This is a genomic window from Paenibacillus sp. SER-28 (assembly GCF_052906305.1).
Genome location: NZ_JBRECM010000001.1, coordinates 858,946 through 883,116, shown reverse-complemented (window position 1 = coordinate 883,116; position 24,171 = coordinate 858,946). Strand labels below are relative to the sequence as shown.

Sequence of the window (24,171 nt, the reverse complement as noted above, 5' to 3'; positions counted from 1 at the left end):
TGAATACATGTCCTCGGCCTAAATATCCTGATCCTCACTTAAAGAGATATAGATCAATAAATAAAAAATGACTGCTATCCCAAACACCAACCAGCAAAAGGACAGTAAATGGAGCCTTGGTACTGCATGTACTCCCCATCTCCAAATATCCGTAAGGGGCACCAGTGGCTGCAACAACACATCCCAGCTATTCCAGCGAGCAAATCTGCCTATATATACGCCTATACTGTCCAGCCACAACAACACAAAAACTACAGCCCATGCGAGCCCACCTGAACAAATCCTCCTCAGCATATGGTGGATCACCAATACACAAAGGGATGTAAGAAAAAGGCCAAGCCCTGCTGCTGAAAAAGACGTAAATAAGATTAACCAAAATTGTGTGTTCAACCAAAAACGTGTATCAGGATTCACATCGTAAAAACGAAAAGCATGAAGTAGCTCAGTCACCAAATAAAGAGCATTCGGCAGAAAAAACAACCATACAATTGAGCAGAAAAATAAAAGAATACTTCTCACTTTTGTACTTCGCAGTCGGGATAAAGCCATCATTCCCAGAGTGATAAAGACCGGAACCCAGGCCAGGAATATATCCCAATACAGAAATTGATACATCCTCGTTCCACTTGTGGACTGTAAATACATAATGAGTCCGAAACAGCCCAACGTAGCTACAAGCAGCACTCCCAACAAACTGGGCAGCTTGTAACCCTTCCTTCTTAACAGCAAGTTTCCATCTACCTCCTGCCTGATCATGCGTATATACGTCTTTTTAAGCCCTATTTTATAGCGCTTTCATATTTAGAGAGGGCCTTTGTCTATTTACTCCACCTTTCGTATGTCCTCGGATACATGGGTTGTTATCGTCAAGGCATCAAAGGTAACAGCACAGCCCTCCCCCACCGGAGATTGAGCAACAACTCCGACTTTGAGCTGGTTAGGAACATTCATACCAAAATATCTCACCAGCCTCCAATGCTGACCGTCTGATGAATAATGAAATGCAAAGCAATTTCCAGCTCGTGCCACTCGTAAATACGGATTGGACACGTCCATCGCCCCAGAGACACAATCATCGGATGTATCCCGAGTGACCACACTAAGAATAGATGGAGTGCTTTCAAAATATTCAAAACACAGCTTAGCCCAGTGGGTATCATCCGCCATCATCATCAAGCATCCTGAATCATAAGGCTGCTTCATATCAACACGAACCCTCGTCCATATTGTAAAATCACCTTGAAGCGTTGTATGCAAAAAGGGTGCGGACGATTTTACCGCTGCACCGGACGGATCTCTAAAGAAATCCGCCTGCGAAGGTGCAGAAATTTGCAAAGACTTGGAATCATCGAATCTCCATTCAGCCGGCTCATTGATCCAACTCCAATCCGCCGGCAAAACTTTACCGCTAAAGCGTTCAAATACGTTCATATGGATACCATTCCTCTCTGGCAATATAGTCATATAACACATTGAAATCTGGGGCACAATCCCCTTGATACCACTATATACGTTATTTTCCAGTCGTCAATAATGATGATCTGTCTTTAAGGTTTATAAAAAAAAGACTTGCCATCCTGAAATGTTGTGCTTATAATTACACCTAACTTGATACGGTAACAAATTTCAATGACGAGAACGAGTAAGCTATACAGCGGATTTGCAGAGAGTTGGGGCAGGTGAAAGCCAACATTCCGAGGGTAGCCGAACGCCATCTCTGAGAAGCGGGCTGAACCTGAAGTAAGCTCTGCCGCCTTTCCAGCGTTAACCGGAACACGTATTGATGGATACGTGAACAGAGTGTCATTTCGTATGGAATGAAACTAGGGTGGTAACACGGGTATAAACTCGTCCCTTTACAGGGGCGGGTTTTTTTGTTTTTCAAAAAGGAGGAAATCATCATGACAAATGTATCGACAGCAGTATCTATAACCGATTTTTTGACTCCAGCTGTACGGGAAATGCCACCTTCAGGCATCCGTAAGTTTTTCGAATATAGTACAGGCAGAAAAGATATTGTATCGCTTGGTGTTGGTGAACCTGACTTTGTAACCCCTCAACATGTCAGAAAGGCCTGTATCACAGCACTGGAAAATGGTAAAACATCATACACACCGAATGCTGGACTTCCCGAGCTTCGTGAGGAGATTGCCGGGTATCTGGAGAGCAGCTTTAGTACATCCTACAACCCGACAGATGAAATCATGGTTACCATTGGAAGCAGTGAAGCACTGGATTTGGCACTACGCGCTTTGATCACCGCACACGATGAAATACTCATTCCGGCTCCATGTTATATTTCGTATTCGCCCATTACGTTTCTAAACGGAGGGCATACCGTAACCGTTGAAACCTCTGCGGATCAGCAGTTCAAGCTAACAGCTGAGGCACTCCAAGCCAAGCTGACTCCACGATCCAAAGTGCTTATTCTCTGTTATCCGAATAATCCGACGGGTGGGGTGATGACCTATGAGGATTGGTTGCCGATTGCCCGCCTGGTTGAAGAGCACAATCTTGTCGTCATATCAGACGAAATTTATGCTGAACTGACCTATGGACAGAAGCATGTAAGCTTCGCTGCTCTGCCGGGAATGAAAGAGCGCACCCTGCTCATCAGCGGCTTTTCCAAAGCATTTGCGATGACAGGCTGGAGGGTCGGCTATGTGTGTGGCCCAAGAGAGTTGATTTCAGCTATGCTGAAGATTCATCAATATACCGCTATGTGCGCTCCTATTATCGGGCAAATTGCCGCTATTGAATCCCTGCGTAACGGGCTGGAGGAAAAAGATCGTATGATGGAATCTTACAATCTGCGTAGAAAATGGTTCGTTGAAAGCCTATGTCAGACAGGACTGCCATGTCACGAACCAAACGGTGCCTTCTATGCTTTTCCCTCCATTATGCACACAGGGTTAAGCTCAGAGCAGTTTGCCAAGCGGTTGCTGGAAGAAGAAGGAGTCATTACAGTACCCGGTTCCGCATTTGGACCAGGCGGCGAGGGCTTTATCCGCTGCTCATATGCGTCATCGCGAGAACAGTTGGAAATGGCTTTGGAACGCATTAGCGCATTCTTGAAACGTCTATAAATGCGATTTTCCCTATCATGAAATGAAATGAACACTGGATGAACACTACCGTAGCAGCTTCTGAATAAGCTTTTTCTGGTGTGCTGGCAAGCCTTCTGGCCATTCCCCTACACGGCAATAACAAATGTTGGAGATTTCGGCGCTTGGTCGGAAAGCACCCGGGAGTCCGGACATTCTAATCTTTAGGATGTCCGGTATTCAGAACGTTTTGCACAAAATCAGTCTTAGCCTCCGTGTACGCTTCACGATCATGCTGATTTTCCATCGCCAGCCGCCTTTTTAATACATCATATTGCTGAATCAGCTCAGGCTGTTCACGAAGTCGGTTCCGAAACAATAGCTGCCGATCCCAATGCTCATCAGATTTCAGTATGAGATGCAGATGTCCCTTTCTTTGATCCTGTTCCACTTTAACCAAAAATCTTCTCCATTCCCGACCGTCCAATTCAGGCGGAACATAGCTCCAGCCTGCTGGTTGTAAAGCAGACACGATCTGTTCCAGTTGATCCCAAGATTCTAATTTTGCCATTATGTCAATAATGGGCTTAGCGGAAAGATTGGGAATTGCCGTGCTTCCTATATGTTCGATTTCCGTCACCTTAAACGGCAGTAATAACTCCCGCAACTGGTAAATGATCTTTAAGCCCTGCTCTGACCAGGCAGGATCAGGATTCACTATTTTTACAGGCTCCGTAGCCCACACCGGCCAATGTTCCTGGTTTTGCTCCTCATGCATTCATGATCCCCCCTAATTTCTACTCATGTATTCTCTCATTCAACTGTATCTTTTTTAATATCCTTAACACCATCTTGTAACTTACGGGTGTATAACTGAGCGTTTTCCGCATCAAAACAAACAAAAATAATTTCATTCAAACCGGCATGTTCCTGTACAAAACGTGTCACTTCCTGTATAGCAATATCCGCCGCCTTTTCTTTCGGGAAACGGTAGATGCCTGTGCTGATATTCGGAAAGGCAATGCTTCGCGCATTCAATTTTAAAGCTAATTGGAGTGCATTATGGTAGCATTTCGCCAATAGCTCCTCTTCTTGATGGTCGCCACCATTCCACACAGGACCAACGGTATGAACAACATTCACGTTTATCTAAGTTCAATTTGGGTATTCATTAATCCTCCTCCTCTCGTAAAAAATCATCTTAGATAACACCCATTATTAATATCAAAGGTCGCTCCCGTATAATGCCTGGATCTTTTCGATAGCAGAAACAGGACAGTATAAGCAACATCTTCTGCTTTTAAAGGCTCAGGAATTAGCTGATGATTTGTATATTCCTCCTTTCTCCAATCAGGAATATGATCCATCATTGGAGTACTTACCATCGTTGGTGCCACAGCATTAACTCTTATATAAGGTGAAAAATTCATGGCACAGCTTTTAGTAAAGCCCAATATTGCAGCTTTTGATAATCCATAGATCGCATCTGAGCTTCCTTCCATTCCAGAAACAGAAGACATATTTACGATAATTCCCTGATGCTTCTTCTCAATCATGAACTTTCCAAAAAATTGCGAGAAATATACACATCCCTTAATATTTATGTCCAGCACCTTCTCTATTTCTTCCATACCATAGTCGAGTATATTCTTTCCTCTATAAACACCTGCATTATTGACTAAAGCTGTTATGTCCGGGTGTTCTCCCTTAATGTATGTAAAAAAATCAGTTACTTCCGTATAGTTACTTATATCTATCAGATAGGTGTACAAACTTGGTGAATTCAGTTCAGCCTCAAGTTCGTTTAAAGAACGTTTATTCATATCACACGCAATAACACTTGCGCCTTCCCTTAGACATTGCTGAGTAATTTCCTTTCCAATGCCGGAAGCAGCTCCTGTTATAATAACTTTCATTTTATTAAGCAATGAAGAAACCCCTCTCTCGTTCGGTATATAGTTTTACTCAAAATACCTCTCTCAAGTACTATCAGCTATGTGAAAGAAACTTACTTCAGTAACATAAGTGCAGTCGCAACCGAATGATCCACAAAAGAACGCTCTGGGCGCGACTTCATCATCACGGTAATCCCAATTAACAAAGAGACCATCGTATGGGCCAGAGCTCGTGCGTCCATGCTAGCCTCCAGCTCTCCTGATCTTATACCACGCTCGAGGGTTTCCTGAAAGACGGCAGAAAGATACATCTGATGTTCTCTGGTTAAAATCTCAAATTTCTCATCATGAGGGGCTAATTCTACCATCGTATTAATACAAAAGCATCCTCTATTAGGCCCATCCTCGTACTCTTCTGCCACGACTCCTCCAAAAAAATTGTAAAACGCTTCTTTTACAGAAGAATTGCTTTGTAGTCTAGAGCGTACATAAGCAGCGTGGGATTGCGTATATTTGCGCAGCGCGGCTTCGAATAATTGCTTCTTGTCTCCAAAGGCAGCGTAAATGCTAGGGCGCTGAATTCCCATTTTGGAGGTTAAATCACTTAAAGATGTAGCCTCGAATCCCTTTTCCCAAAAAATTCGCATCGCTGCATCCAACGCTTGATCTTCATCAAATTCCCGTGGTCGAACCATAAGCAGCTCCTTCTTTTCATATCGTTCAGTATATTAAGATTGTATAATCACGATAAGGAACTGTCAAATATGTACATGATGAACTCTTGACATTTCATATGTACACAAGTTATATTGACCTAAATTCATTACATACCAATCAGTATATTATACTCAACGGTATGTAAATACAGAAAGCGACGTGGTATGTGAAAATGAAGACGTCAGAAGAAAAAGCGGTACTCCTCCCTCATCAAACGGTAGCAAATGCTGCCGAAACAGCCCCCATTCCCTCCCTGTCCCGATCTGTGGCACTCTTGTTTGCCATAGCCTGCGGGCTGGCTGTCGCTAACATTTACTATGCACAGCCATTGCTGGATGCGCTGGCAAACGAATTTGGCATTACGCACTCATCGGTAGGCATGGTCATTACTATCACGCAAATTTGTTATGCGTTGGGATTATTGCTGCTCGTCCCGCTTGGCGATCTTTTGAATCGACGGCGACTGATTACAGGGCAAATGCTGCTATCCGTGCTGGCACTAATCGTGGTTAGCTTTGCTCCTACCCGTACAATACTGCTTATGGGAATGGCAATGGTTGGTCTGCTGGCTGTAGTCACTCAAACACTCGTGGCTTTCGCCTCTACCTTGGCTAATCCGACTGAACGTGGGCGTATCGTAGGTCTGGTGACCAGTGGAGTCGTTATCGGCATTCTGCTGGCACGAACCGTGGCCGGTGTATTAACTGATCTGGCAGGCTGGCGTTCAGTTTACCTTATTTCTGCCATACTTACGCTGTTTATGGCTGGAGCTCTGTTGCGGGTGTTGCCAAAGAACGAACCCACAAATGCGACACTTTCCTATGCGCAGCTGCTCCGATCGGTTATCGTACTATTTTTGCAAGAACGAATTCTGCGCATTCGTGCTGTCCTTGCATTGCTTATTTTTACGGCGTTCAGCATATTGTGGACTTCGCTTGTGTTACCTCTCAGTGCACCCCCATTGTCTCTTTCACATACTGCTATCGGGGCCTTTGGTCTGGCTGGAGTCGCCGGGGCATTAGCAGCAGCACGAGCAGGGCGTCTTGCCGATCAGGGCTTGGGACAACGGACGACGGGTATCGCACTAGTTGTGTTGCTGCTGTCCTGGTTACCTATCCGCTACACCGAGCATTCTCTGTTCGCTTTAGTTCTTGGCGTCATTCTTTTGGACTTGGCGGTACAGGCTGTACATGTCACCAACCAAAGCTTGATTTTCAATGTGCGCCCTGAGGCACGGAGCCGACTTACTGCAGGCTACATGATATTTTATTCCATTGGTAGCGCCACCGGGGCCATCGCTTCCACTCATATGTACATCTATGCCGGATGGAACGGGGTGTGTCTATTAGGAGCTGGTGTCAGTGCTCTGGCTCTCATCTTTTGGGCTTTAACTCGACGTTCAACTTGAAGGGGAGACTGCTATTGATTGAATCAGAAAAACCGCCGGGTTCACGACAATGACCGGCGGTTCTCTTCTGTCACAACAAAATCATCACTTGATTGCAATATAAATCAAAACAGGTTCATCAGGACTGCCATACACTTCAAAATCACCTGTGTATGTCCGCTCCCCTTGTCCCGTGGCAGCCCACTCCCAGATCGTCTGCCATACACGGAAGACAGAAGAGAGTTCCTGAGTTGCCTGAAAAATGGCGTAGCGTGCAGCCGGAATGACAAGTTCTTCAAGGTCATCAGGAGTTTGGAAATCTACAGCCGCTTCCTTCCCGATAAAAAACGTATACTCGCCTAAAGCTCCATTTTCATAGTCAGTATAGCAACCATAGACAGAAGCATGTCCTGCTTTTTCCTTTATCCGACCAGTCACGTCCTCACTCCAAAAACGTTCCCACATGTTTGGAATGATCCCGTGAGATGTTTGTTCATTCTGATTACTTGTACGTGCTTTCAACCCATTCAAACGGATCTCACCTCGATATTCTTCCCGAATGGGTCCATCCAGTGTAAGCCCCGTATCCTCTGAGGACCGCCATCGTTTCAAAAACGGCAGGTAATTGCGCAGCATCGAAGTCGCTTCTTCTTCCTGCATCCCCTCCTCTACCAGGAAAGGCACAGACTGCTGAATCATTCCCTCCATCGTCAATTCAGGCTGTACAAATTCGCCTTCCTTGTAACAATACTTGCAATACTCATCCGTTTTATGATGTTGTGCATCCGTTCCATATTGGTCCTCATGCTCTAGCGGCATCCCGCAACTTTGACAAGCTTTATCCATCCTCGTAAATCCCCTTTCGCTAACTGATATCAGGTATGCCACAAGTATAACGAAACAAACCTGACAACTATGGGTCAGGTTTGTTTTACTTTAACTAAGATTTCCTTTATGATTCCTGAACTTCTTCATAATTAGACGCAATACGCAGCGCCATCTTATGAATCTTGTCACGCAAATGGGCTGGTTCTTTGACAACCACATCCGGTCCCAGGCTTAAAATAAATCCGTACGCCCATGCATCCTCAGGAAACGGGACCGAAACCGTATAGATCCCTTCCTCCTGCTCGGTCAATGCTTCTACGCCAAACCAGTCCTCCGCCAGATGCCTTGAGTCACGGTTAAATTGTAGCGTAAATGGTTGTACGGCTCTGGATACCTCCATCCGCCCCTCATTCCACGGCAACACTTCATAAGAAAGATCCCTGCGAGCAAAAACTGTCTCTGTAACCACAGGGTCACTCATGCGCGAGAGTTTGAATAGACGAAACTGCTCCCTATCGGGACAATATGCATATACAAACCATTGTTGTCCTTTCAGAACGAGCGTATGCGGTTCAACATTCCGTTCCGTTATGGCTCCCCCCGCATTTCGATAGGTAAAGGCGACAGTGCGCGCTTGGCTCATTGCTTCTTTTACCTTTATCAATTTGCCTTCCTGCGCAGCCCGATTTCCCCATCCCGAATGATCGACGATAAACTGTGTGGTATGGACACTAAATTGCTCTTTCCCAGATTCCGGTATAATACTTTCAAATTTATGAAGTAACCGCGACACATTCGGGCCGCCCAACGACGAGGACAAACTCTGCAAACCCATCACGATATCCTTTATATCATGATCCGTCAGCATACTGCGATCCAGGCGGTATCCTTCCATAAGACCGATTCCCCCGTTGGCTCCCTGATAAGTGACCACCGGAATACCTGCCATACTAATCGCTTCAATATCTCTATAGATCGTCCGGATCGAAACCTCATATAAATCAGCCAGTTCCTTCGCTTGTATTCTATTTTTCTTTAGCAGCAAAATGACGATAGAAAGCAATCGGTCAATTTTCATTTTTTCAAAACCTTTCGTCATTAATAAAAATAAGCCATGAACTCCTCATCGTATCCCTGACCGTGATATTCCAAAGCATTCTTTTCTATACCATAGGTTTCAAATCCCAATTTCCTATACAGCTCAACAGCAGCTTGATTGGTAGTCACCACACTCAGGTTGATTTGCTTCAAACCTTCCACTTTTCTACCTTGGCTGATAACTTCCAATAAAAGTTTTTTAGCGATCCCCTGGCCTCGATAGGTCGATGGTACATAAACTCCCCAAATTGCTCCCTTATGCTGCGTCTTTATTTTCTGTTCTCTTCTAAACCCGGTCATGCCAACCAGCTGGTGATCCTTTGTAAATGCACCAAGTATGTAATGATCTCGTTTATTTTGTATCTGCTTCACCACATCAGATAGCGGAACTAGTGCGGCTTCCTCATAGGAGGTTCCAAAAGCTTCGGGGTTCATTTGTAGGGCTTCCAGTCTCAAATTCCAATAAGCCTCAGCGTCTGCTAGTTGTATGTTTCTGATTAAAACCATGGCTTCCCGTCCCTCCAAATGTTTTCCTTCATCTTACTCTATCTCTTATCTAAAATGAATCTGTTATTCTTCGATTAAAATAACCTCAGGTGCTCTATCCAGCCGGATAGAATGCCTGAGGTTTCAATAACTCCTTACAAATTATGACTCGTAGCGCTTCAGCACAATGACCGCATTATGACCACCGAAACCGAAAGAGTTAGATAGCCCAATATTTAGTGGAGCCTTGCGCGCTTCGTGAGGCACATAATCCAAATCGCAAACCGGGTCTGGATTGTCCAGATGCATCGTTGGTGGAATGATGCCTTCCCGTAGGCTTTGCACAAGCGCAATCGCTTCGACCCCGCCCGCAGCTCCCAGCATATGACCCAGCATGGACTTATTCGCAGTAACCGGAATCTGATAGGCATAATCACCAAACAGCTTATGGATTGCAAGGGTCTCAGCGGCATCCCCGACAGACGTACTCGTTGCGTGGGCGCTAATCACGTCCACTTCTTCAGGGGAGATGCGGGCCGAATGAAGGGCTGCTTTCATAGCCAAGTAAGCTCCGGTTCCTTCGGGATGCGGTGCAACCATGTGATAAGCATCCGAACTGGCTCCATAACCGATGACCTCACCATAGATTTCCGCACCACGGCGGATAGCGTGCTCCAGTGACTCCAGTACCAGAATACCTGCACCTTCGCTCATGACAAAGCCGTCTCGATCCTGATCAAAAGGTCGACTTGCTATAGAAGGCTCCTCGTTACGTGTGGACAAGGCAGTCGCATTAGCGAAGCTTGCCAAGGCCAATCTAGTCACCGCCGCTTCAGTTCCACCAGCAAAAATGACATCCGCATCTCCTGTGCGAATCGTCCGAAACGCCTCTCCAATTGCTGTATTTCCAATAGAGCAAGCCGTCACGGGTGAAAGCGTAGGTCCCATCGCTCCAAACGCGATACTAATTTGAGCAGCTGCCATATTCGAGATCATCATGGGTACCAGCGTCGGGCTAACTCTACCCGGTCCACGATGTAGCAGAACATCTACATTGTTCACCAACGTATCCAAACCGCCGACTCCCGATCCCACATAGACACCTACACGCTCCAAATCGGTGTGATCCAGTTCCAGACCGGAATCCTTAAGCGCTTGTTCTGCCGCATATAATGCAAACTGAGTAAACCGATCCATTCGTCTAGCATCTTTACGTCCCCATTGCTTTTCTGCATCAAAATCCTGTACCAGTCCAGCAATTTGTGCTTTCAAATCGGACACATCGAATGTATCAATTTTACGTATACCTGAATTGCCTTCCAGCAAATTCTTCCACAACGTGTCCACTTCATTACCTATTGGGGAAACGACACCCATACCTGTTATCACTACTCTTTGCATAAGCTATTCATTCCTCCTGCTCGGTGACTTACTTATAATCCTCATTTTACCCTTGTCTTATCCTATTACAAGTGTTTGTTTATCCTGGTATAATGAACACTACTATAGTAAACGCCTTATTTGCTCACTTCGGATATACCCATTGAATGGAGAGAAAATACCTATGAAAACGGAAGCACGTCTGGAAGCACTATCTGTTTTTCTAAAAACAAAAAGGGCCCGCCTACACCCACATATGGTCGGTCTCCCCCAAGGATCACGTCGCAGAACACCAGGCTTGCGTAGAGAAGAAGTCGCTCAGCTGGCAGGTGTCAGTACGACCTGGTATACCTGGCTGGAGCAAGGACGAGATATTAAGGTGTCCGCCTCTGTGTTGGATGCTATTGCTGCCGCATTGCAGTTGAACACAGACGAGCGCAAATATTTGTATGATTTGGCGATCGAGGCCGGGTCTCACAGCCTTCCTGTTCCTGCAGAGCAGGCCGTCATTTCCCCCTCTCTGCAAAAGATCGTACAAGAGCTACACTACTGCCCTGCTATTATTTCAGATCGGCGTTGTCATATTGTCGGCTGGAACGCCGCTGCTGCTCATGTTTTTATGGATTTTGCCGAGCTACCACATGAGCAACGCAATATGATTGAACTGCTATTCACCAAAAAGGAGTTTAAAAGTCTAGCCGTGAATTGGGAACACTTTGTAAAGGGGTTCCTTGCAATTTTCCGCGCTTATTACGGACAATACGTAACAGACCCCTGGTATGCACAATTTATACAAAATATGAGTCAGACCTACCCAGAGTTTAACGAGCTTTGGAATCAGAGTGAAGTAAGCTCCGCGCCGGAGGTGCTCATTGAATTTCGTCATGCCAAGGCTGGCAAAATGCTATTTGACCTGACTTCTCTTCAGGTACAGGGCAGTGTTGATCTCCGTTGCAGCATCTACACCCCTAATGCGCAGACCTCTACGGAAAGTAAACTCCAAAAGTTAATGGAAGGCAGCTAAAGGATTTCATCCCTCCTGTTATGAAGATATCTTTTTCCGTCCATACTACATCTACGATCTGTGCTAAATAGATGCCACATATGTGACAGAACCAAGAGCTTCAACTGTGCTACTACCAGGAGGGAGGGAATCATCATGAAAGCCAAATCGACAAGTTCCCCGCACATACCTAATCAAGCGCCACTGCCTGTTCCGGTGCAATTTGATCGAAGCTGGCAGGATGAGCTGGACCAGCGGCTGCGCAAAGGTGGCCCTTGGGGAGATTGGAATCTGTATCAGCTGGCCATTGAGGCTGAAAAAGTCAAACTGGTGCCGAGCTTTGATGAGCTTCAATGTCTACAGCATTTGCAAGACCTCACTCCACTACCCCATCAGCTGGATACCGCTCGAAAGGTATTGTTTCAAATGTCCGGACGTGCCATTCTTGCCGATGAAGTCGGCCTAGGCAAAACAATCGAAGCTGGAATGATCCTAAAGGAATATCTGGTTCGCGGGCTGGCTTCCAAAGTGCTTATTCTTGTACCCGCATCTCTGGTCCTACAATGGGTGCGTGAGCTGAACAGCAAATTCGGTATTCCCGCTGTCGCCCAGAAAAAAGCGTATTCTTGGTCTTCCGAGGTCGTCGTGGCCTCTATGGATACCGCCAAGCGGGAGCCCCATAGTAACATCCTACTAGATACCGATTATGACCTGCTCATTATAGACGAGGCTCATAAGCTGAAAAATAAAAAGACATCCAACTACCAGTTCATTATGAAGCTGCGTAAAAAATATTGTTTGCTCCTGACAGCAACACCTGTACAAAACGATCTGTCTGAGCTGTTTAACCTGATTACACTGCTCAAGCCTGGTCAATTGGGAAGACATGGCGATTTTTCAGCCAACTTTGTTGTAGATAAACGTCTGCCCAAAAATGAAGATCAGCTCAAGGATGAGCTATCTAAAGTCATGATCCGCAATCGTCGCGGAGAAGGCCCGGTTCAATTCACCAAACGAAATGTTTCCAACATTCACTTAGAACTTTCGCCGGAAGAGCAAGCGCTGTACGATGGGGTGACCTCTTTTGTCAAAGAGCAATACCAGGCGAATGGCGGAAATTTAAGTAGCATGCTGTCTCTCGTCACCCTTCAACGGGAAGTGTGCAGCAGCCGGGACGCTGTGTTCGTGACGCTGGTCAATTTGTCTAAAAAAATGGCCCCAGACTCTCCCCTACGCGATCGTGTCTGGGATTTGGTTGCACATATTAAAGCGATCAAGGCTAATTCCAAAGCAGAAAAAGCGCTCGAGCTTATCCGTCAGATGAACGAAAAAGTGATCATTTTTACAGAATACCGGGCCACACAGGAGTATTTGCTGAATTATTTCCGTGACCGTGGCCTTTCTGCTGTTCCTTACCGAGGCGGTATGAACCGTGGACGCAAGGATTGGATGATGGATCTGTTCCGTGGGCGCATTCAGGTCATGATTGCCACCGAAGCGGGTGGTGAAGGCATTAACCTGCAATTTTGTCACCATATGATTAACTTCGATTTACCGTGGAATCCCATGCGCGTGGAGCAGCGGATCGGACGGGTGCATCGGCTTGGACAGACGCATGATGTTAATATTTTCAACTTGTCCACAACCGGAACGATTGAGGAGCATATCCTGCATCTGCTGCATGAAAAGATAAATATGTTTGAGATGGTCATTGGCGGATTGGACGTTATTCTTGAGAAATTTGAGAAAAAAGAATCTATTGAAAAAAGTCTGTATAAGATCATGCTTGAATCCAGTAGCGATGATGAAATTCGCAAAAAAATGCAAAAGCTGGGCCACTCGCTGGATTCCATCAAACAGGAAATGGAACAACTGCGCACAGACCAGCCAAACACCGAGGATTTATTAGGCCTAGCAGGCAATACGGTTCCTCCGGGCAAAGCTCGACGCAGTGTGAAGGGAGGTCGCTAGTTTGACCATGAATGCACAGCAAGTCCAGCGTTTTGTACACACCTATCTGGAAGCTACCGGATGCAGTGTCATTGAGAGGTCGCCTCATCATGTAACCGTCAAGCTTTCTCCAGAAGCGGATAAAGCCTTAACAAACCGCCCCTACTATTGGGGATACGTAGAGCGTACTGGCGTTCCAGCGCAGACGATGTCTTTCACTTTCATCTTTGATGGGGAAGCCTATCGCACAGAACAGGAACGTTTAGCGGATCATACGCCACCAACTCCAGCATCAGGCAACGCAGCACAAGATCAGGTCATGGGGCGTTACTTCGGTCATGTGCCGACATTACCACAATTGGGACCTGGACGTATTTTGCAGGAGGAGCTTCGATATGGAAGCCGTCGGCTGCATCAAATTTTTGAAGCCGCACGAGATGGAGGGAAATATGTTTATTTGTTTGAGCAGCCTGATGCCCGTCAGCTGTCTGCCCGCTCTCCCGTAGTCTATGAAGCTTGGCTCAGCATCTGCTATAAGATTGAATTCGCCTGCGATTTGAAGCGTGAGGAACTTCAGTGGCTAGGTATTTCGCTTAAAAGCGGCACCATTGTAACCGATTTTGGCGCCATGCTCGAAACCCGGCAGCTCAGCCCGCTGCTGGCGGGCAATATGCATGTGCAACCTGCCGAGCTATCTGTTCCTGAAGCTTCTAGCTCGCTTGAAAGCTATCTCACCGAACAGCTCCGTCAGCAAGATTATGATTGGGCTGAGCAGGCGAAGGAACGATTGCGCGAGGAATTGGAGGTTATTGACCACTACTACGATGATCTAATCAAGGAGCAGAAAGAGGAAGAGGATAAAAAAGAAGCCATATCAGAGCAGCATCAAGCCCGCCGTAAAGAAATGGTATGGCAGTATGAGCCCAAGGTACTCGTATCCGCCATTAACTGCGGGATATTTCATCTGCGGTAACCGATATCTCTTGCTCCTTCGCAGGAGAGTTGCAGAAGTATCGTCAGCTTGTAACATCTTGCTTCAGCCTACATCAGTTTCCGCTGCTGTAACCACAAGTTTGGTTAAACATGTCTCCTATGTATCGACAGCAAAAAGCGAACCTGGATACGACATTTGCGCCGACAAGGTGCAGCAGTCTTTTTATCGGACAGGCTGTATGCTGTATAAAAAGAATGCCTCCGTCGGGCAATCAAGCCGACAGAAAGGTGGATTTCATTGAAGAAGAATCATTCCGGGCACTATAGCATAGGTATGATCGCAGCTGTTCTGATCGGCCTGTCCGCAGTCTGTCCGTTCGCTTCCATTCATGCGGCTCCCTCAGTCGCACAAGGCAACAATTTAAACTTGGTGTCTCTCTACAACGAAAGCTCGCGGGTTCCTCCATTGAACTCCACGAGTCCTGCTACTCCTTCCCCGGGTGACGTTTCAGCAAGTTTTCCTACTGAGGAGCAAGGCGTGCCCGCAGACGTAAAACAGACTGCAGACAACATGGTACAATCCCTATCGTCGCAGCCCCCTTTTGCCTCGTGGAAAGATGCTGAGCTTAGCTATCATCCGCTCGGACCTGGAACCCATAGTTGGCTTGTTCAAGTAAACCGTGCGGGAGAATACATCGGCTACCTGATTATCGGATCAGACTCAAATGGCGTATATCAACTCAACGAATATGGGAATGGTCCGGGTGGACCTTATAGTATGGATATACTTCGCCAATCTCTGGTGTCGCTCACAGAAACCGATTTTTCATCTATCGACAAGCTGCAAATCACACCTATGTATGAGGGACCGCTACTAGCCTATTGGCTGGTGCGTTCCTCTACAGGCAGCAAAATATGTATTGATGCTGTAACTGGCGATCCGTTACCTGAAGAAGTGGCAGATGGGAGTTGGAAACATAAGCTCCAAAACAACGTGTTCTCTTCATCTGTACCCTTTTTGAAAACACAGGCGCAAGCAGTTACGGTCTCGTCTGCTCCTTTCGATCCCTATGACGATCTGGGTTGGCTTCAACCCAAGCAAAAACTTTTTGTCCGTAACACAGCCCAATTTATGGATACACTGAGTATTTCACCGCGTATTATATTTTCTGCCACAGGTATCAATTTTGCCTTTGGAGGTCCCTTATCCATTAGTGGGTATCAGTCTTGGATATCCCCAGATCATCCGTCCCAACCCAATTTATATGCGTTAACCTACCATCATGGACTTTCCCGATTTGTACCGCTAAAACAGTTATTGTCAGCTGGCGAATTTTATCGTTTGGACTCCTAATTATTAAGAAACACGAAAAGATCGGAATGATCTCTACAACATAAAAAGAGACCTCAAATGGCATAACCTATGCCTCTTGTGGTCTCTTTGGCGAGTTTAATGTCACTCCCTTCGCCCTCTGCGTGTGGATTTCATCCACATTTTCAGAGCGAGAGGCAACATGCCAAACCATTTGCTCCCCCACGGCTCTCTGGCTTGTTTTTGACTGCGCCGAACATCACGCGGCGTTTCCATATAGCGAACAATCCGCTGCGTAATATACGTCACCAGTTCGTCACTCTTCGCCATCCTCCATGACCTCCTCCAATCTGCGCCTATTGTTTCCACTTACGTTGCTTGGAAATATCGGATTCACACGTTAGGTGCAGATAAAACTAGCTTACTCATTTTCCAAAAGGTCTAACCCCTGTGGGAATAACTATGCATGGTTTACCTTAAATGGAACATACTATCTTCAACATAACAGTTACCCCAAGGCTAATTGTCATATTTGAAGGTAGCTACGCTGCTTTAGGTTTGATGCCTGTTATGCATGGTTTTTCAGTAAATAATCAATTCGTCCACTGGAGGAATAGAATGTGAGAAAAAAAAGGTTAAATAAAATATGGCTGACATGCTTGGGGTTCAGTCTATGCATCCTTTGCAGTGCTGTATTCGCCCCATTTACCTATATAGTTGCTCAGCCCGACGAGAAAAGTAACGAACCAAACAAGTATATAGATAGTCCATCCAACGTACATTCGTCCTATCACGCTTTTGCTAAGCCCGTTGTCCTGATTGATGTAGGCCATGGCGGTGTGGATGGTGGAACAAGTCACAAAGGAATTTTGGAAAAAGATATCAATCTCGCCATTGCTCAAAAGCTGTACTTGATTTTACGCTCTCAGGGATATCCTGCTGTCCTGAATCGGGACAAGGACTACGCACTGAGTGACGACAACCGTTGGCTGCAGTCCAAATCCCGGCACCTTAAAGACCTCGCACAACGGAAAAGCCTAACAGAACAACTGCCCACCGCTTTGGTTGTAAGCCTGCATGTCAATTGGAGCAAACGTGCCGAAAAACGGGGACCCATTGTACTGTATCAGGATGAAGGCAGCAGCTATCTGTTAGCTGAACGGATTCAGCATTCATTAAACCGCTTATTTTGCATGAATAGAAAAACAGTGTACGGAAAACCCTTTTATCTTTTGAATAAAATCCAGCAACCCGCTGTAATTGTGGAAACCGGGTTTATCAGTAACGAACAGGACAGAGCTATGCTTTCCGAGGATCGTGGTCAAAAAAGCATTGCCGAAGCTATTGCCGCAGGCATTATTGCGCATCTGACGGCATGGTAGTGTTGGTGGCTGGGTCTCCCGTCCATCCCCATACAGCTCGTACCAAATCGCTAATACCCACAAATTTGGCGTGCTCTTTTAGCTTGGGAACCGACGAATGAAGAGCGGAGGATGTGTACATACCAGACACGCCGACGTGCCCAATCGTTACGCAGGTGTTGTGCTCATCCAGCCATTCAACCACTTTTGTAAGTTGCCGATTCACATGGGCGAGGTTATGGACATCATCCAGAAAAATATCATTTCGTACTGGTGGCATTCCCTTTTTAGCGGCAAGCTCAGGGACCACTGACCGATAATTAGTACGGCTATCGACAAAAAATAGTCCATGCTCCTTACAAACATCAAGAACAATGGACATAATGCGCTTATCCGAAGTGACCTTGGAACCCATGTGGTTGTTCATCCCTATCGCATAAGGAACATCCTGAATGGCTGCTGTCACCTTCGCACGTACTTCTTCATCCGTCATATTAGCCTTAATTGCTCCAGGCCCAAGCCATTCGGGCTTCCCTTGCTTTGGCTCCATTGGAAGATGGACGATGACATCATGACCGCGCTTATGCGCTTCCATAGCGTCCTGCTTGGTTGTAGGCAGGAAGGGCATCACAGCAACGGTAATCTTAACGGGTAAATTTAAAATTCGCTCAGTTCCTTTCATATGGTTTCCCAGATCGTCAATAATGACAGCAACCATCTTTTGCGGATCGTCCTGTTTGTCTATTGCTTCTGCAACACCAGTACTACAGACCATGAATAACATGCATACCGAAATACAGAGTACTACGGTTTTTCGCATTTTGGAGCTTGAATGGAATACAGGTACATAAGCTGGCTCTTTCCGAGCGCGAGATTCCTTTAAAGCCTTTTTTATTATATTTCTCATGTGCAGCTTCCGTCGTGTACTCATTGCGGGTCAGCCTCCTTCTCTGTCCCTTCATTGTGTGAGTAACGTCGTCTAAATATGTATAAGGCAGATCCATGGAATAATCCTGATCTGCCTTATCGTGCGTAGAAACGTATGTTAAAACCGCTTACCAGTTCTTATCAATAAATTCATCACGACCTGATTGGGCCCGATCTTCCTTATAGTGCTTCACGTTTTTCTTGTGGTAATCCTGATGATAATCCTCTGCAGGATAAAAAATCGAAACAGGAAGAATCTCCGTTACAATTGGCTTATCAAAGCGTCCACTTTGTGCCAACTGCTCCTTGGACTGTTGTGCAAGCTCACGTTGCTGCTCTGTATGATAAAAAATTGCGGGTTTATACTGTGTACCCCGGTCCTGAAATTGACCTTCCCCGTCGGTAGGATCTGTTTGCGGCCAATATAATTCGAGCAGCTTTTCATAAGGAAACAGCTCAGGTTCAAAAGTAATCTGCACCACCTCGTAGTGACCTGTAGTTCCTGTTTTAACCTGCTCGTAGGTCGGATCGGCAATCGTTCCTCCAGTGTATCCTGACACAATGCCATGAATGCCCGGCTGCTCTTCAAACGGAGTTACCATACACCAGAAGCATCCACCTGCAAAAGTCGCTTTCTCCATCTTACATCCAACCTTTCAATAACTTCATCATAAAGTGCGTTATTTTCTATCATATCTTAAAAGATAACCTTATAAAAGAATTGTTTATGAACTTGAGGAATTCGCAAAAATTCCACCTAAAAGAAATCAAGTAATTTGTCAGAATCCTTTATGGAAATCCATAGTTTGCGGGAAGACAAGAAACGTGTTCAGCTTAAACTATGAGCAAATCCCCGGAAATATAAGAAAAAGGCCTCTAAAACTGCTACGAGAGCAATTTTATAGACCTTTTCTAATAGATGCGGTCGAGAGGACTCGAACCTCCACGGGGGGTTAGCCCACACGGACCTGAATCTTGTATCCGATTCGGAACCAAGCGGAATCTAAGTCAATGGAACGGAATTGAGAAACCGTCAAAACCCTTGTGAAATCAGGGTTTTTGACTGTTTTTTCGTTCAAATCCAAGCGCCGAAAGGGGCTCCCGGCAATGCCGTAAAATGCGGCCGATTTTGGACGTTTGAGAGAACTCGGAGAGAACAACGAAAACCAGCCCACTCCCTGCCATTGACAAATTAACGAAGAGGCCGCTTCGGGGAGGGTTAATATGAGACACGCAACGACGATCACCGTCGCTAATCAAAAAGGCGGCACTGGCAAAACGACCACCGCCTACAATTTGGCTTACGCCTTATCCCATGAAGAAAAAAAGGTTCTGCTGGTGGATTTCGACCCGCAGGGTAATCTGACCTTATGTTTCGGCATCGAGCAACCCGACAAGTTGAACGTTAGTATGTTCAACATCATGAACGCCGTCATGGAAGATGAGCCTCTCCCCGCCCCTGACCAATACCTTCATTCCCAAGGGAACTTTGACCTCATCCCGGGCAATCCCAGCTGCGTTCAGACAAATCACATCTTGGCCGGACGACCAGCTCTGCCTTGGTCAGACTGCCCGGCTCGACCATGCTGAGACCGCAGCAGCTCGCCTTATATAGCCTCCCAAAAAAGAACGTCCCTTCTGCCAACCGGCACAAGGGACGTTCTTCGTCTCATTACACAAGTATGGAATTAATGCCCCATCATCATGGCAGTATCATTTAACCGTCAATTTTGTAGAGATTAGCGAGCCCGCCTTCTGCAGTCTCACGGTAACGGCTACTCATGTCCAAGCCTGTTTCATACATGGTCTGTACAACCAGATCAAAAGATATCTTACGGGTATTCGACAAGAAATTTGCCAGGCTCAGCGCATTGATTGCCCGCATGGCACCCACGGCATTCCGCTCGATGCAAGGAATCTGAACCAGTCCGTTAATAGGATCACAGGTCAACCCCAAATGATGCTCCAAAGCAACCTCCGCTGTATACTCAATTTGATCAATCCCCATATCTGACATGTCTGCCAGTGCAGCCGAGGCCATAGAGCAAGCAGTGCCAACCTCCCCCTGGCAGCCGCATTGAGCACCGCTGATGGAGGCATTCTGCTTGACCAGGTTGCCAATGAGCCCGCCTACGGCCAGAGCCCGGAGGACCTTCTCGTCCGGGACCTGTTTCTTTTGCTGCATATAAAGGAGTGCGGCCGGCATGACACCGCTGGCTCCACAGGTCGGGGCCGTTACGATTGCACCGGCGGCGGCATTTTGTTCGCTGACGGCGAACGCATATGCGCTGACGATCCTGTTCTCCCGGTCTCCGGGCTCTCATCAATATGCCGCTGATTATACAGAAGTTGCGCCTTGCGTTCAACCCGGAGACCGCCTTCCAGAATACCGGTGACTGAAATCCCTTCGTTGACCGAACGCTTCATCGCTTCCCAAATCCCATTGAGAAAATCCCATATCTGTTTGCCTTCACACTGCTCGACGTAATCGCTTAGGCGGATATGATTCGCTTTACAAATTTTACTGATTTCTGCAAAGCTGTTCTCTGGGTAGACTTCGGGCGCCAGCATCTCCTCCCGTCCCTCAATAACGATGTCCCCGCCGCCGATACTTAAAGCACGCATGGATGTGGTTTGCCGCCCGTCTTTATAAGCGATAAAATCAACGGTATTGGGATGCGGCAGAGTAAAATCTGCGTGTGGAACAAATTCAATCTCCGTTGGAACGGGTGACAGTGCTCTAATAATGGCCTTGTCTGTCATATGTCCTTTGCCTGTTTTGGCAAGGGAACCATAAATCAGTGCCTTGAATCGTTCGGCATCCTCATTTTCTGATTTGAAGATTCTGGCGGCTTTCTCCGGCCCCATGGTATGGGAACTGGATGGTCCCACTGCCAACCTTATAGAGTTCTGTCAACGATTTCATAGTACCCTTACACCCTTTCTGACTATTAGTCATTCCTCTGAAAACGTTCCTTGATGTTCATCAGCCTCTCATGTATACCCTCTTCATCAATGGCCATGTCATACAATTGGTGCGTAAGCTGGAGACCCTGATCGTTCGCAAGGGCTTTTTTCCATGAGCGCGACACAATCGGATGAGTAAGCTGTCTTACAGAGCGGGGGGCCTGCATGATCATCTCTGCCAGCTCCCACGCACGTGGAAGAAGCTTTTCACGAGGCAGTACCTCACTAACCAGACCAAGGTCTAATGCCGCTTGAGCATTAATGTTCATCCCCGTGTATGCGTAGTATGCCGCTTTCTTGGTTCCCAGTATATTCTGAAGTGCTAAGACGATTCCATCTCCAGGCGGTACACCGCCCAGGTAATGAGCATCGAAAAACTCTGTGCCTTCAGCACAAATGGTAATATCACAAAGCGTTCCCAGTTGCCAGTGTGAGCCTGTGCCATTGATCGCCCCAATGGTGGGAATGCCGATGCAATAGATCATATTTTCAATCATTCTGAGCGATTCATGATAGAAATCCAGTTTCCGGCTATTCGGTCAATCCATGAATTTTGTTGTCCAGACTTCAGGATTGCCTATTTGCCACAAATCTCCTGTCCCTGTAAGAATCATCACCTCATTCTCAGGGTCACGGCCAACATCTGACCATACATTGCCATATGGAGTTTGAGCCATCCAGTCAAATTGAAGCGGTCCCCCGTGAGTGAGCATACGTACTTCGAGTATGCCGTCACGGCGGGTCATGAAGAACAAGTCCTTGTACTTCTCCGAGTATTCTTCGAATCGTGTAGGTCCCGCCATATCTCTATTGAACATCTTTGCCCATTAGACGTCCTTGCATTTTTTTCAGCCGCTCCAGAGCTCCTTCTTCATCAATGGCCATGTCATACATTTGGTGGGCAAGCTGGAACCCTTGATCACTGACCAGGGCTTGTTTCCATGGACGGGATATAATGGAATGGGACAGATGTCTCGTTGAACGCGGTGCCTGCATAATCATCTCCGCAAGCTCCCATGCGCGGGGAAGAAGCTTTTCGCGGGGCAGGACTTCACTAACGATGCCCAGGTCCAATGCGGTTTGACCATTGATATTCTTGCCGGTGTATGCGTAATATGCTGCTTTCTTGAAACCGATCATGTTCTGCAGTGTGAGCAGCATTCCATCTCCGGGAGGTGTGCCTCCCAGATAATGAGGATCAAAAAAGTCCGCGTCTTCAGTACAAATGGTAATATCGCAGAGAGTTGCGAGTTCACAGTGCGTTCCCGGCCCGTTGATCGCCCCGATGGTGGGGATGTCAATGCAGAATATCAAATTTTCAAGCAGTCTCAGCGATTCATGATACTGTTCGAGCTTTTTTTGCTTCGGCCAGTCCATAAATTTTGTATTCCAGACCTCAGGGTCCCCTATTACCCATTTATCCCCTGTTCCTGAAATAATCATTACCTCGTTCTCAGGGTCGCGGCCAATATCTGACCATGCATGGGACCATGCCGTATGGGCTTCCCAAGAATGCTTGTACGGCCCTCCGTCGGTATGCAACCGTACTTCGATGATTCCGTCACGGCGGGTCATTAATAGAAATTCCTTGTATTTCTCCGAGTACTCTTCAAATTTGGTTGGTCCAATCATACGTCTCTCTGTCATTTCAATTCCTCCTGGTTTTGTTGAGATATTATCTATTACTTTCAAGCCAATCTCTGGCGAAAGCAGCGTAAGCCGCAGCCCCTTTGTACAGCACCTCATCCGAGAACATCGTCTTTGGATGGTGCACAGGGTAACCATAACCTTCCTCGGTATTGCCTGCGTTAAGAAATACTGAGGTACTTGGCACCGCTTGTGAGACAAATGCGAAGTCTTCCGATCCCATTAATTTCCCGCCGGGTATCAATTGGGTTATACCGATTAAGGGACTGGCGCCAAAAGTGTTTGCAATCGTAGTTCTCATTTGACGGTTAAGCCCGTTGTCCGTTTGCACCTCAGGACATCCCCTGGTATAGATCACCTCCACCTTTGCCTGAAAAGTTTCTCCAATACCTGCAGAAATTTCGTGGATACGGGTTTCCATTTTATCCCGCAATGTGGCGTTAAATGAACGTACGCTTCCTTTCATTCTGGCCGTATCGGGAATCACGTTGTTTGTACTTCCGCCTTCCATCACGCCAATGGTAAGGACGGCACTCTCAACTGGCGGAATTTCACGGCTGAGAATACCCTGCAGCGCCAGATGAAGATGAGCAGCCACATTTAACGGATCGACCGCGGCACTCGGCATTGCTCCATGTGCACCCCTTCCGCGGATGATGATTTCGAACCAATCAGAGGAAGCTGAGATAGCTCCACCGGCCTCAGGCACTACAAATTGCCCGATAGGAATTGGCATTCCAGTCAACACGTGTAGCATCATGGCTGCATCCACTTTAGGATTTTCGAGAATCCCATTCTCAAGCATCATCTTTGCCCCGTGCAGAGTCTCTTCACCCGGCTGAAACATAAGCTTAACCGTCCCGTGATGCTGCTCTTCGTTAGCCTTCAGATCTCCGCAGCTCCCAAGAGCATGGAAGTATGCAAGTCGTGGCCGCATGCATGCATGTTTCCGTTCAACGACGCAAAAGAAAGATCCGTTTCCTCTTGAATGGGCAGCCCATCCATATCCGCCCGGATAAGAATCACCTTCCCGGTATGTTGTCCGCCGATCGTAACCGTTAGACCTGACTCTCCTACGGGAGTGGGCTTAAGCCCCATCGACTCTAACACCTCTTTTACGTAGGCCGTTGTCCTGGGCAAACTTAAATCAAGTTCCGGAACCGCATGAAGATGATGCCTGTACATGACCAATTTTTCCTGCAGCTGATGGGCCATACCCAAAAAGTCTCCAGCTTC

General features: G+C 46.7%; 26 protein-coding genes, 1 pseudogene and 1 other annotated feature. Of the genes and pseudogenes, 8 read left to right on the top strand and 19 right to left on the bottom strand.

Annotated elements, in window-relative coordinates:
* Nucleotides 1-18 precede the first annotated feature (18 nt).
* Nucleotides 19-729: a DUF1361 domain-containing protein gene (locus tag ACUYLD_RS04255; RefSeq protein WP_446674481.1), complete on the bottom strand. Its 711-nt coding sequence runs from the start codon at nt 727-729 to the stop codon at nt 19-21.
* A gap of 93 nt (nt 730-822) precedes the next feature.
* On the bottom strand, nt 823-1,431 hold the full coding sequence (locus tag ACUYLD_RS04250) for a DUF1349 domain-containing protein (protein ID WP_446674480.1): 609 nt from the start codon (nt 1,429-1,431) through the stop codon (nt 823-825).
* 189 nt (nt 1,432-1,620) lie between these two features.
* Nucleotides 1,621-1,859, top strand: a binding site (T-box leader).
* 42 nt (nt 1,860-1,901) lie between these two features.
* Here ACUYLD_RS04250 and ACUYLD_RS04245 point away from each other — a divergent pair.
* Nucleotides 1,902-3,086 (top strand): aminotransferase class I/II-fold pyridoxal phosphate-dependent enzyme, encoded by a 1,185-nt coding sequence (locus ACUYLD_RS04245; RefSeq protein ID WP_250261772.1) that lies wholly within the window; start codon nt 1,902-1,904, stop codon nt 3,084-3,086.
* A gap of 175 nt (nt 3,087-3,261) precedes the next feature.
* Here the strand turns inward: ACUYLD_RS04245 and ACUYLD_RS04240 are convergent, their stop codons facing one another.
* From ACUYLD_RS04240 to ACUYLD_RS04225, 4 genes are all read right to left on the bottom strand, one after another.
* On the bottom strand, nt 3,262-3,822 hold the full coding sequence (locus ACUYLD_RS04240; RefSeq protein ID WP_250261773.1) for a GrpB family protein: 561 nt from the start codon (nt 3,820-3,822) through the stop codon (nt 3,262-3,264).
* A gap of 35 nt (nt 3,823-3,857) precedes the next feature.
* Entirely contained in the window at nt 3,858-4,187 is a 330-nt protein-coding gene (locus tag ACUYLD_RS04235; RefSeq protein ID WP_446674479.1) for a macro domain-containing protein, read from the bottom strand.
* 53 nt (nt 4,188-4,240) lie between these two features.
* The gene (locus ACUYLD_RS04230; protein WP_069291647.1) at nt 4,241-4,972 is read right to left on the bottom strand and encodes an SDR family NAD(P)-dependent oxidoreductase; all 732 of its coding nucleotides are present in this window, start codon (nt 4,970-4,972) and stop codon (nt 4,241-4,243) included.
* Nucleotides 4,973-5,052: 80 nt separating this feature from the next.
* Nucleotides 5,053-5,634: a TetR/AcrR family transcriptional regulator gene (locus tag ACUYLD_RS04225; protein WP_069291646.1), complete on the bottom strand. Its 582-nt coding sequence runs from the start codon at nt 5,632-5,634 to the stop codon at nt 5,053-5,055.
* Nucleotides 5,635-5,828: 194 nt separating this feature from the next.
* Here ACUYLD_RS04225 and ACUYLD_RS04220 point away from each other — a divergent pair, with 194 nt between their 5' ends.
* Nucleotides 5,829-7,064, top strand: a complete 1,236-nt coding sequence (locus ACUYLD_RS04220) for an MFS transporter (RefSeq protein ID WP_446674478.1) — start codon at nt 5,829-5,831, stop codon at nt 7,062-7,064.
* A gap of 84 nt (nt 7,065-7,148) precedes the next feature.
* Here ACUYLD_RS04220 and ACUYLD_RS04215 read toward each other — a convergent pair whose 3' ends face one another.
* The 4 genes from ACUYLD_RS04215 to fabF all read right to left on the bottom strand — a co-directional run bounded on the left by ACUYLD_RS04215 (nt 7,149) and on the right by fabF (nt 10,856).
* Nucleotides 7,149-7,889: a zinc ribbon domain-containing protein gene (locus tag ACUYLD_RS04215; RefSeq protein ID WP_446674477.1), complete on the bottom strand. Its 741-nt coding sequence runs from the start codon at nt 7,887-7,889 to the stop codon at nt 7,149-7,151.
* A gap of 106 nt (nt 7,890-7,995) precedes the next feature.
* Nucleotides 7,996-8,949: a helix-turn-helix transcriptional regulator gene (locus ACUYLD_RS04210; RefSeq protein WP_061828692.1), complete on the bottom strand. Its 954-nt coding sequence runs from the start codon at nt 8,947-8,949 to the stop codon at nt 7,996-7,998.
* Nucleotides 8,950-8,969: 20 nt separating this feature from the next.
* A complete protein-coding gene (locus tag ACUYLD_RS04205) occupies nt 8,970-9,494 on the bottom strand; it encodes a GNAT family N-acetyltransferase (RefSeq protein ID WP_446674476.1) in 525 nt (174 codons plus the stop codon).
* A 123-nt stretch (nt 9,495-9,617) separates the two neighbouring features.
* Nucleotides 9,618-10,856 (bottom strand): beta-ketoacyl-ACP synthase II, encoded by a 1,239-nt coding sequence (fabF, locus tag ACUYLD_RS04200; protein WP_061828578.1) that lies wholly within the window; start codon nt 10,854-10,856, stop codon nt 9,618-9,620.
* A gap of 163 nt (nt 10,857-11,019) precedes the next feature.
* On the opposite strand from fabF, the gene ACUYLD_RS04195 reads away from it, so the two are divergent.
* The 4 genes from ACUYLD_RS04195 to ACUYLD_RS04180 all read left to right on the top strand — a co-directional run bounded on the left by ACUYLD_RS04195 (nt 11,020) and on the right by ACUYLD_RS04180 (nt 16,075).
* Nucleotides 11,020-11,859 carry a helix-turn-helix transcriptional regulator gene (locus ACUYLD_RS04195; protein ID WP_103047982.1) on the top strand — a complete coding sequence of 280 codons (840 nt, stop codon included), beginning with the start codon at nt 11,020-11,022 and terminating at the stop codon, nt 11,857-11,859.
* Nucleotides 11,860-11,994: 135 nt separating this feature from the next.
* A complete protein-coding gene (locus ACUYLD_RS04190; RefSeq protein WP_069291644.1) occupies nt 11,995-13,809 on the top strand; it encodes a DEAD/DEAH box helicase in 1,815 nt (604 codons plus the stop codon).
* 1 nt (nt 13,810) lies between these two features.
* Nucleotides 13,811-14,761 carry a YqhG family protein gene (locus ACUYLD_RS04185; RefSeq protein ID WP_061828581.1) on the top strand — a complete coding sequence of 317 codons (951 nt, stop codon included), beginning with the start codon at nt 13,811-13,813 and terminating at the stop codon, nt 14,759-14,761.
* A gap of 258 nt (nt 14,762-15,019) precedes the next feature.
* Nucleotides 15,020-16,075, top strand: coding sequence for a hypothetical protein (locus ACUYLD_RS04180; RefSeq protein WP_446674475.1), 1,056 nt, complete (start codon nt 15,020-15,022; stop codon nt 16,073-16,075).
* A gap of 102 nt (nt 16,076-16,177) precedes the next feature.
* Here ACUYLD_RS04180 and ACUYLD_RS04175 read toward each other — a convergent pair whose 3' ends face one another.
* Complete coding sequence (locus ACUYLD_RS04175) at nt 16,178-16,363, bottom strand: YqzE family protein (RefSeq protein WP_446674474.1); 186 nt, start codon at nt 16,361-16,363, stop codon at nt 16,178-16,180.
* 290 nt (nt 16,364-16,653) lie between these two features.
* Between ACUYLD_RS04175 and ACUYLD_RS04170 the strand changes: the two genes are divergently transcribed.
* Complete coding sequence (locus ACUYLD_RS04170; RefSeq protein ID WP_446674473.1) at nt 16,654-17,415, top strand: N-acetylmuramoyl-L-alanine amidase; 762 nt, start codon at nt 16,654-16,656, stop codon at nt 17,413-17,415.
* On the opposite strand, the gene ACUYLD_RS04165 is transcribed toward ACUYLD_RS04170, so the two are convergent.
* Nucleotides 17,390-18,325, bottom strand: coding sequence for a divergent polysaccharide deacetylase family protein (locus ACUYLD_RS04165; protein ID WP_446674472.1), 936 nt, complete (start codon nt 18,323-18,325; stop codon nt 17,390-17,392). The two genes, ACUYLD_RS04170 and ACUYLD_RS04165, sit on opposite strands and share 26 nt — an antisense overlap.
* 124 nt (nt 18,326-18,449) lie before the next feature.
* Nucleotides 18,450-18,962 carry a peptide-methionine (S)-S-oxide reductase MsrA gene (gene msrA, locus ACUYLD_RS04160; RefSeq protein ID WP_446674471.1) on the bottom strand — a complete coding sequence of 171 codons (513 nt, stop codon included), beginning with the start codon at nt 18,960-18,962 and terminating at the stop codon, nt 18,450-18,452.
* Between the two features lie 583 nt (nt 18,963-19,545).
* Here msrA and ACUYLD_RS04155 point away from each other — a divergent pair.
* Nucleotides 19,546-19,911, top strand: a complete 366-nt coding sequence (locus tag ACUYLD_RS04155; protein WP_254349431.1) for a ParA family protein — start codon at nt 19,546-19,548, stop codon at nt 19,909-19,911.
* A gap of 127 nt (nt 19,912-20,038) precedes the next feature.
* Here ACUYLD_RS04155 and ACUYLD_RS04150 read toward each other — a convergent pair whose 3' ends face one another.
* The 6 genes and pseudogenes from ACUYLD_RS04150 to ACUYLD_RS04125 form a co-directional block, all read right to left on the bottom strand.
* Complete coding sequence (locus ACUYLD_RS04150; protein ID WP_446674581.1) at nt 20,039-20,563, bottom strand: L-serine ammonia-lyase, iron-sulfur-dependent, subunit beta; 525 nt, start codon at nt 20,561-20,563, stop codon at nt 20,039-20,041.
* Nucleotides 20,557-21,213: a serine dehydratase beta chain gene (locus ACUYLD_RS04145; protein ID WP_446674470.1), complete on the bottom strand. Its 657-nt coding sequence runs from the start codon at nt 21,211-21,213 to the stop codon at nt 20,557-20,559. Before ACUYLD_RS04145 ends, ACUYLD_RS04150 begins: the two co-directional genes overlap by 7 nt.
* Before the next feature lie 59 nt (nt 21,214-21,272).
* Complete coding sequence (locus ACUYLD_RS04140) at nt 21,273-21,785, bottom strand: enoyl-CoA hydratase/isomerase family protein (RefSeq protein ID WP_446674469.1); 513 nt, start codon at nt 21,783-21,785, stop codon at nt 21,273-21,275.
* A 42-nt stretch (nt 21,786-21,827) separates the two neighbouring features.
* Nucleotides 21,828-22,106: a hypothetical protein gene (locus ACUYLD_RS04135; RefSeq protein ID WP_446674468.1), complete on the bottom strand. Its 279-nt coding sequence runs from the start codon at nt 22,104-22,106 to the stop codon at nt 21,828-21,830.
* The gene (locus tag ACUYLD_RS04130; protein WP_446674467.1) at nt 22,096-22,935 is read right to left on the bottom strand and encodes an enoyl-CoA hydratase/isomerase family protein; all 840 of its coding nucleotides are present in this window, start codon (nt 22,933-22,935) and stop codon (nt 22,096-22,098) included. The genes ACUYLD_RS04135 and ACUYLD_RS04130 overlap by 11 nt, the downstream gene beginning before the upstream one ends.
* A gap of 28 nt (nt 22,936-22,963) precedes the next feature.
* A pseudogene (locus ACUYLD_RS04125) lies at nt 22,964-23,940 on the bottom strand (M20 metallopeptidase family protein).
* Between the last annotated feature and the right edge of the window lie 231 nt (nt 23,941-24,171).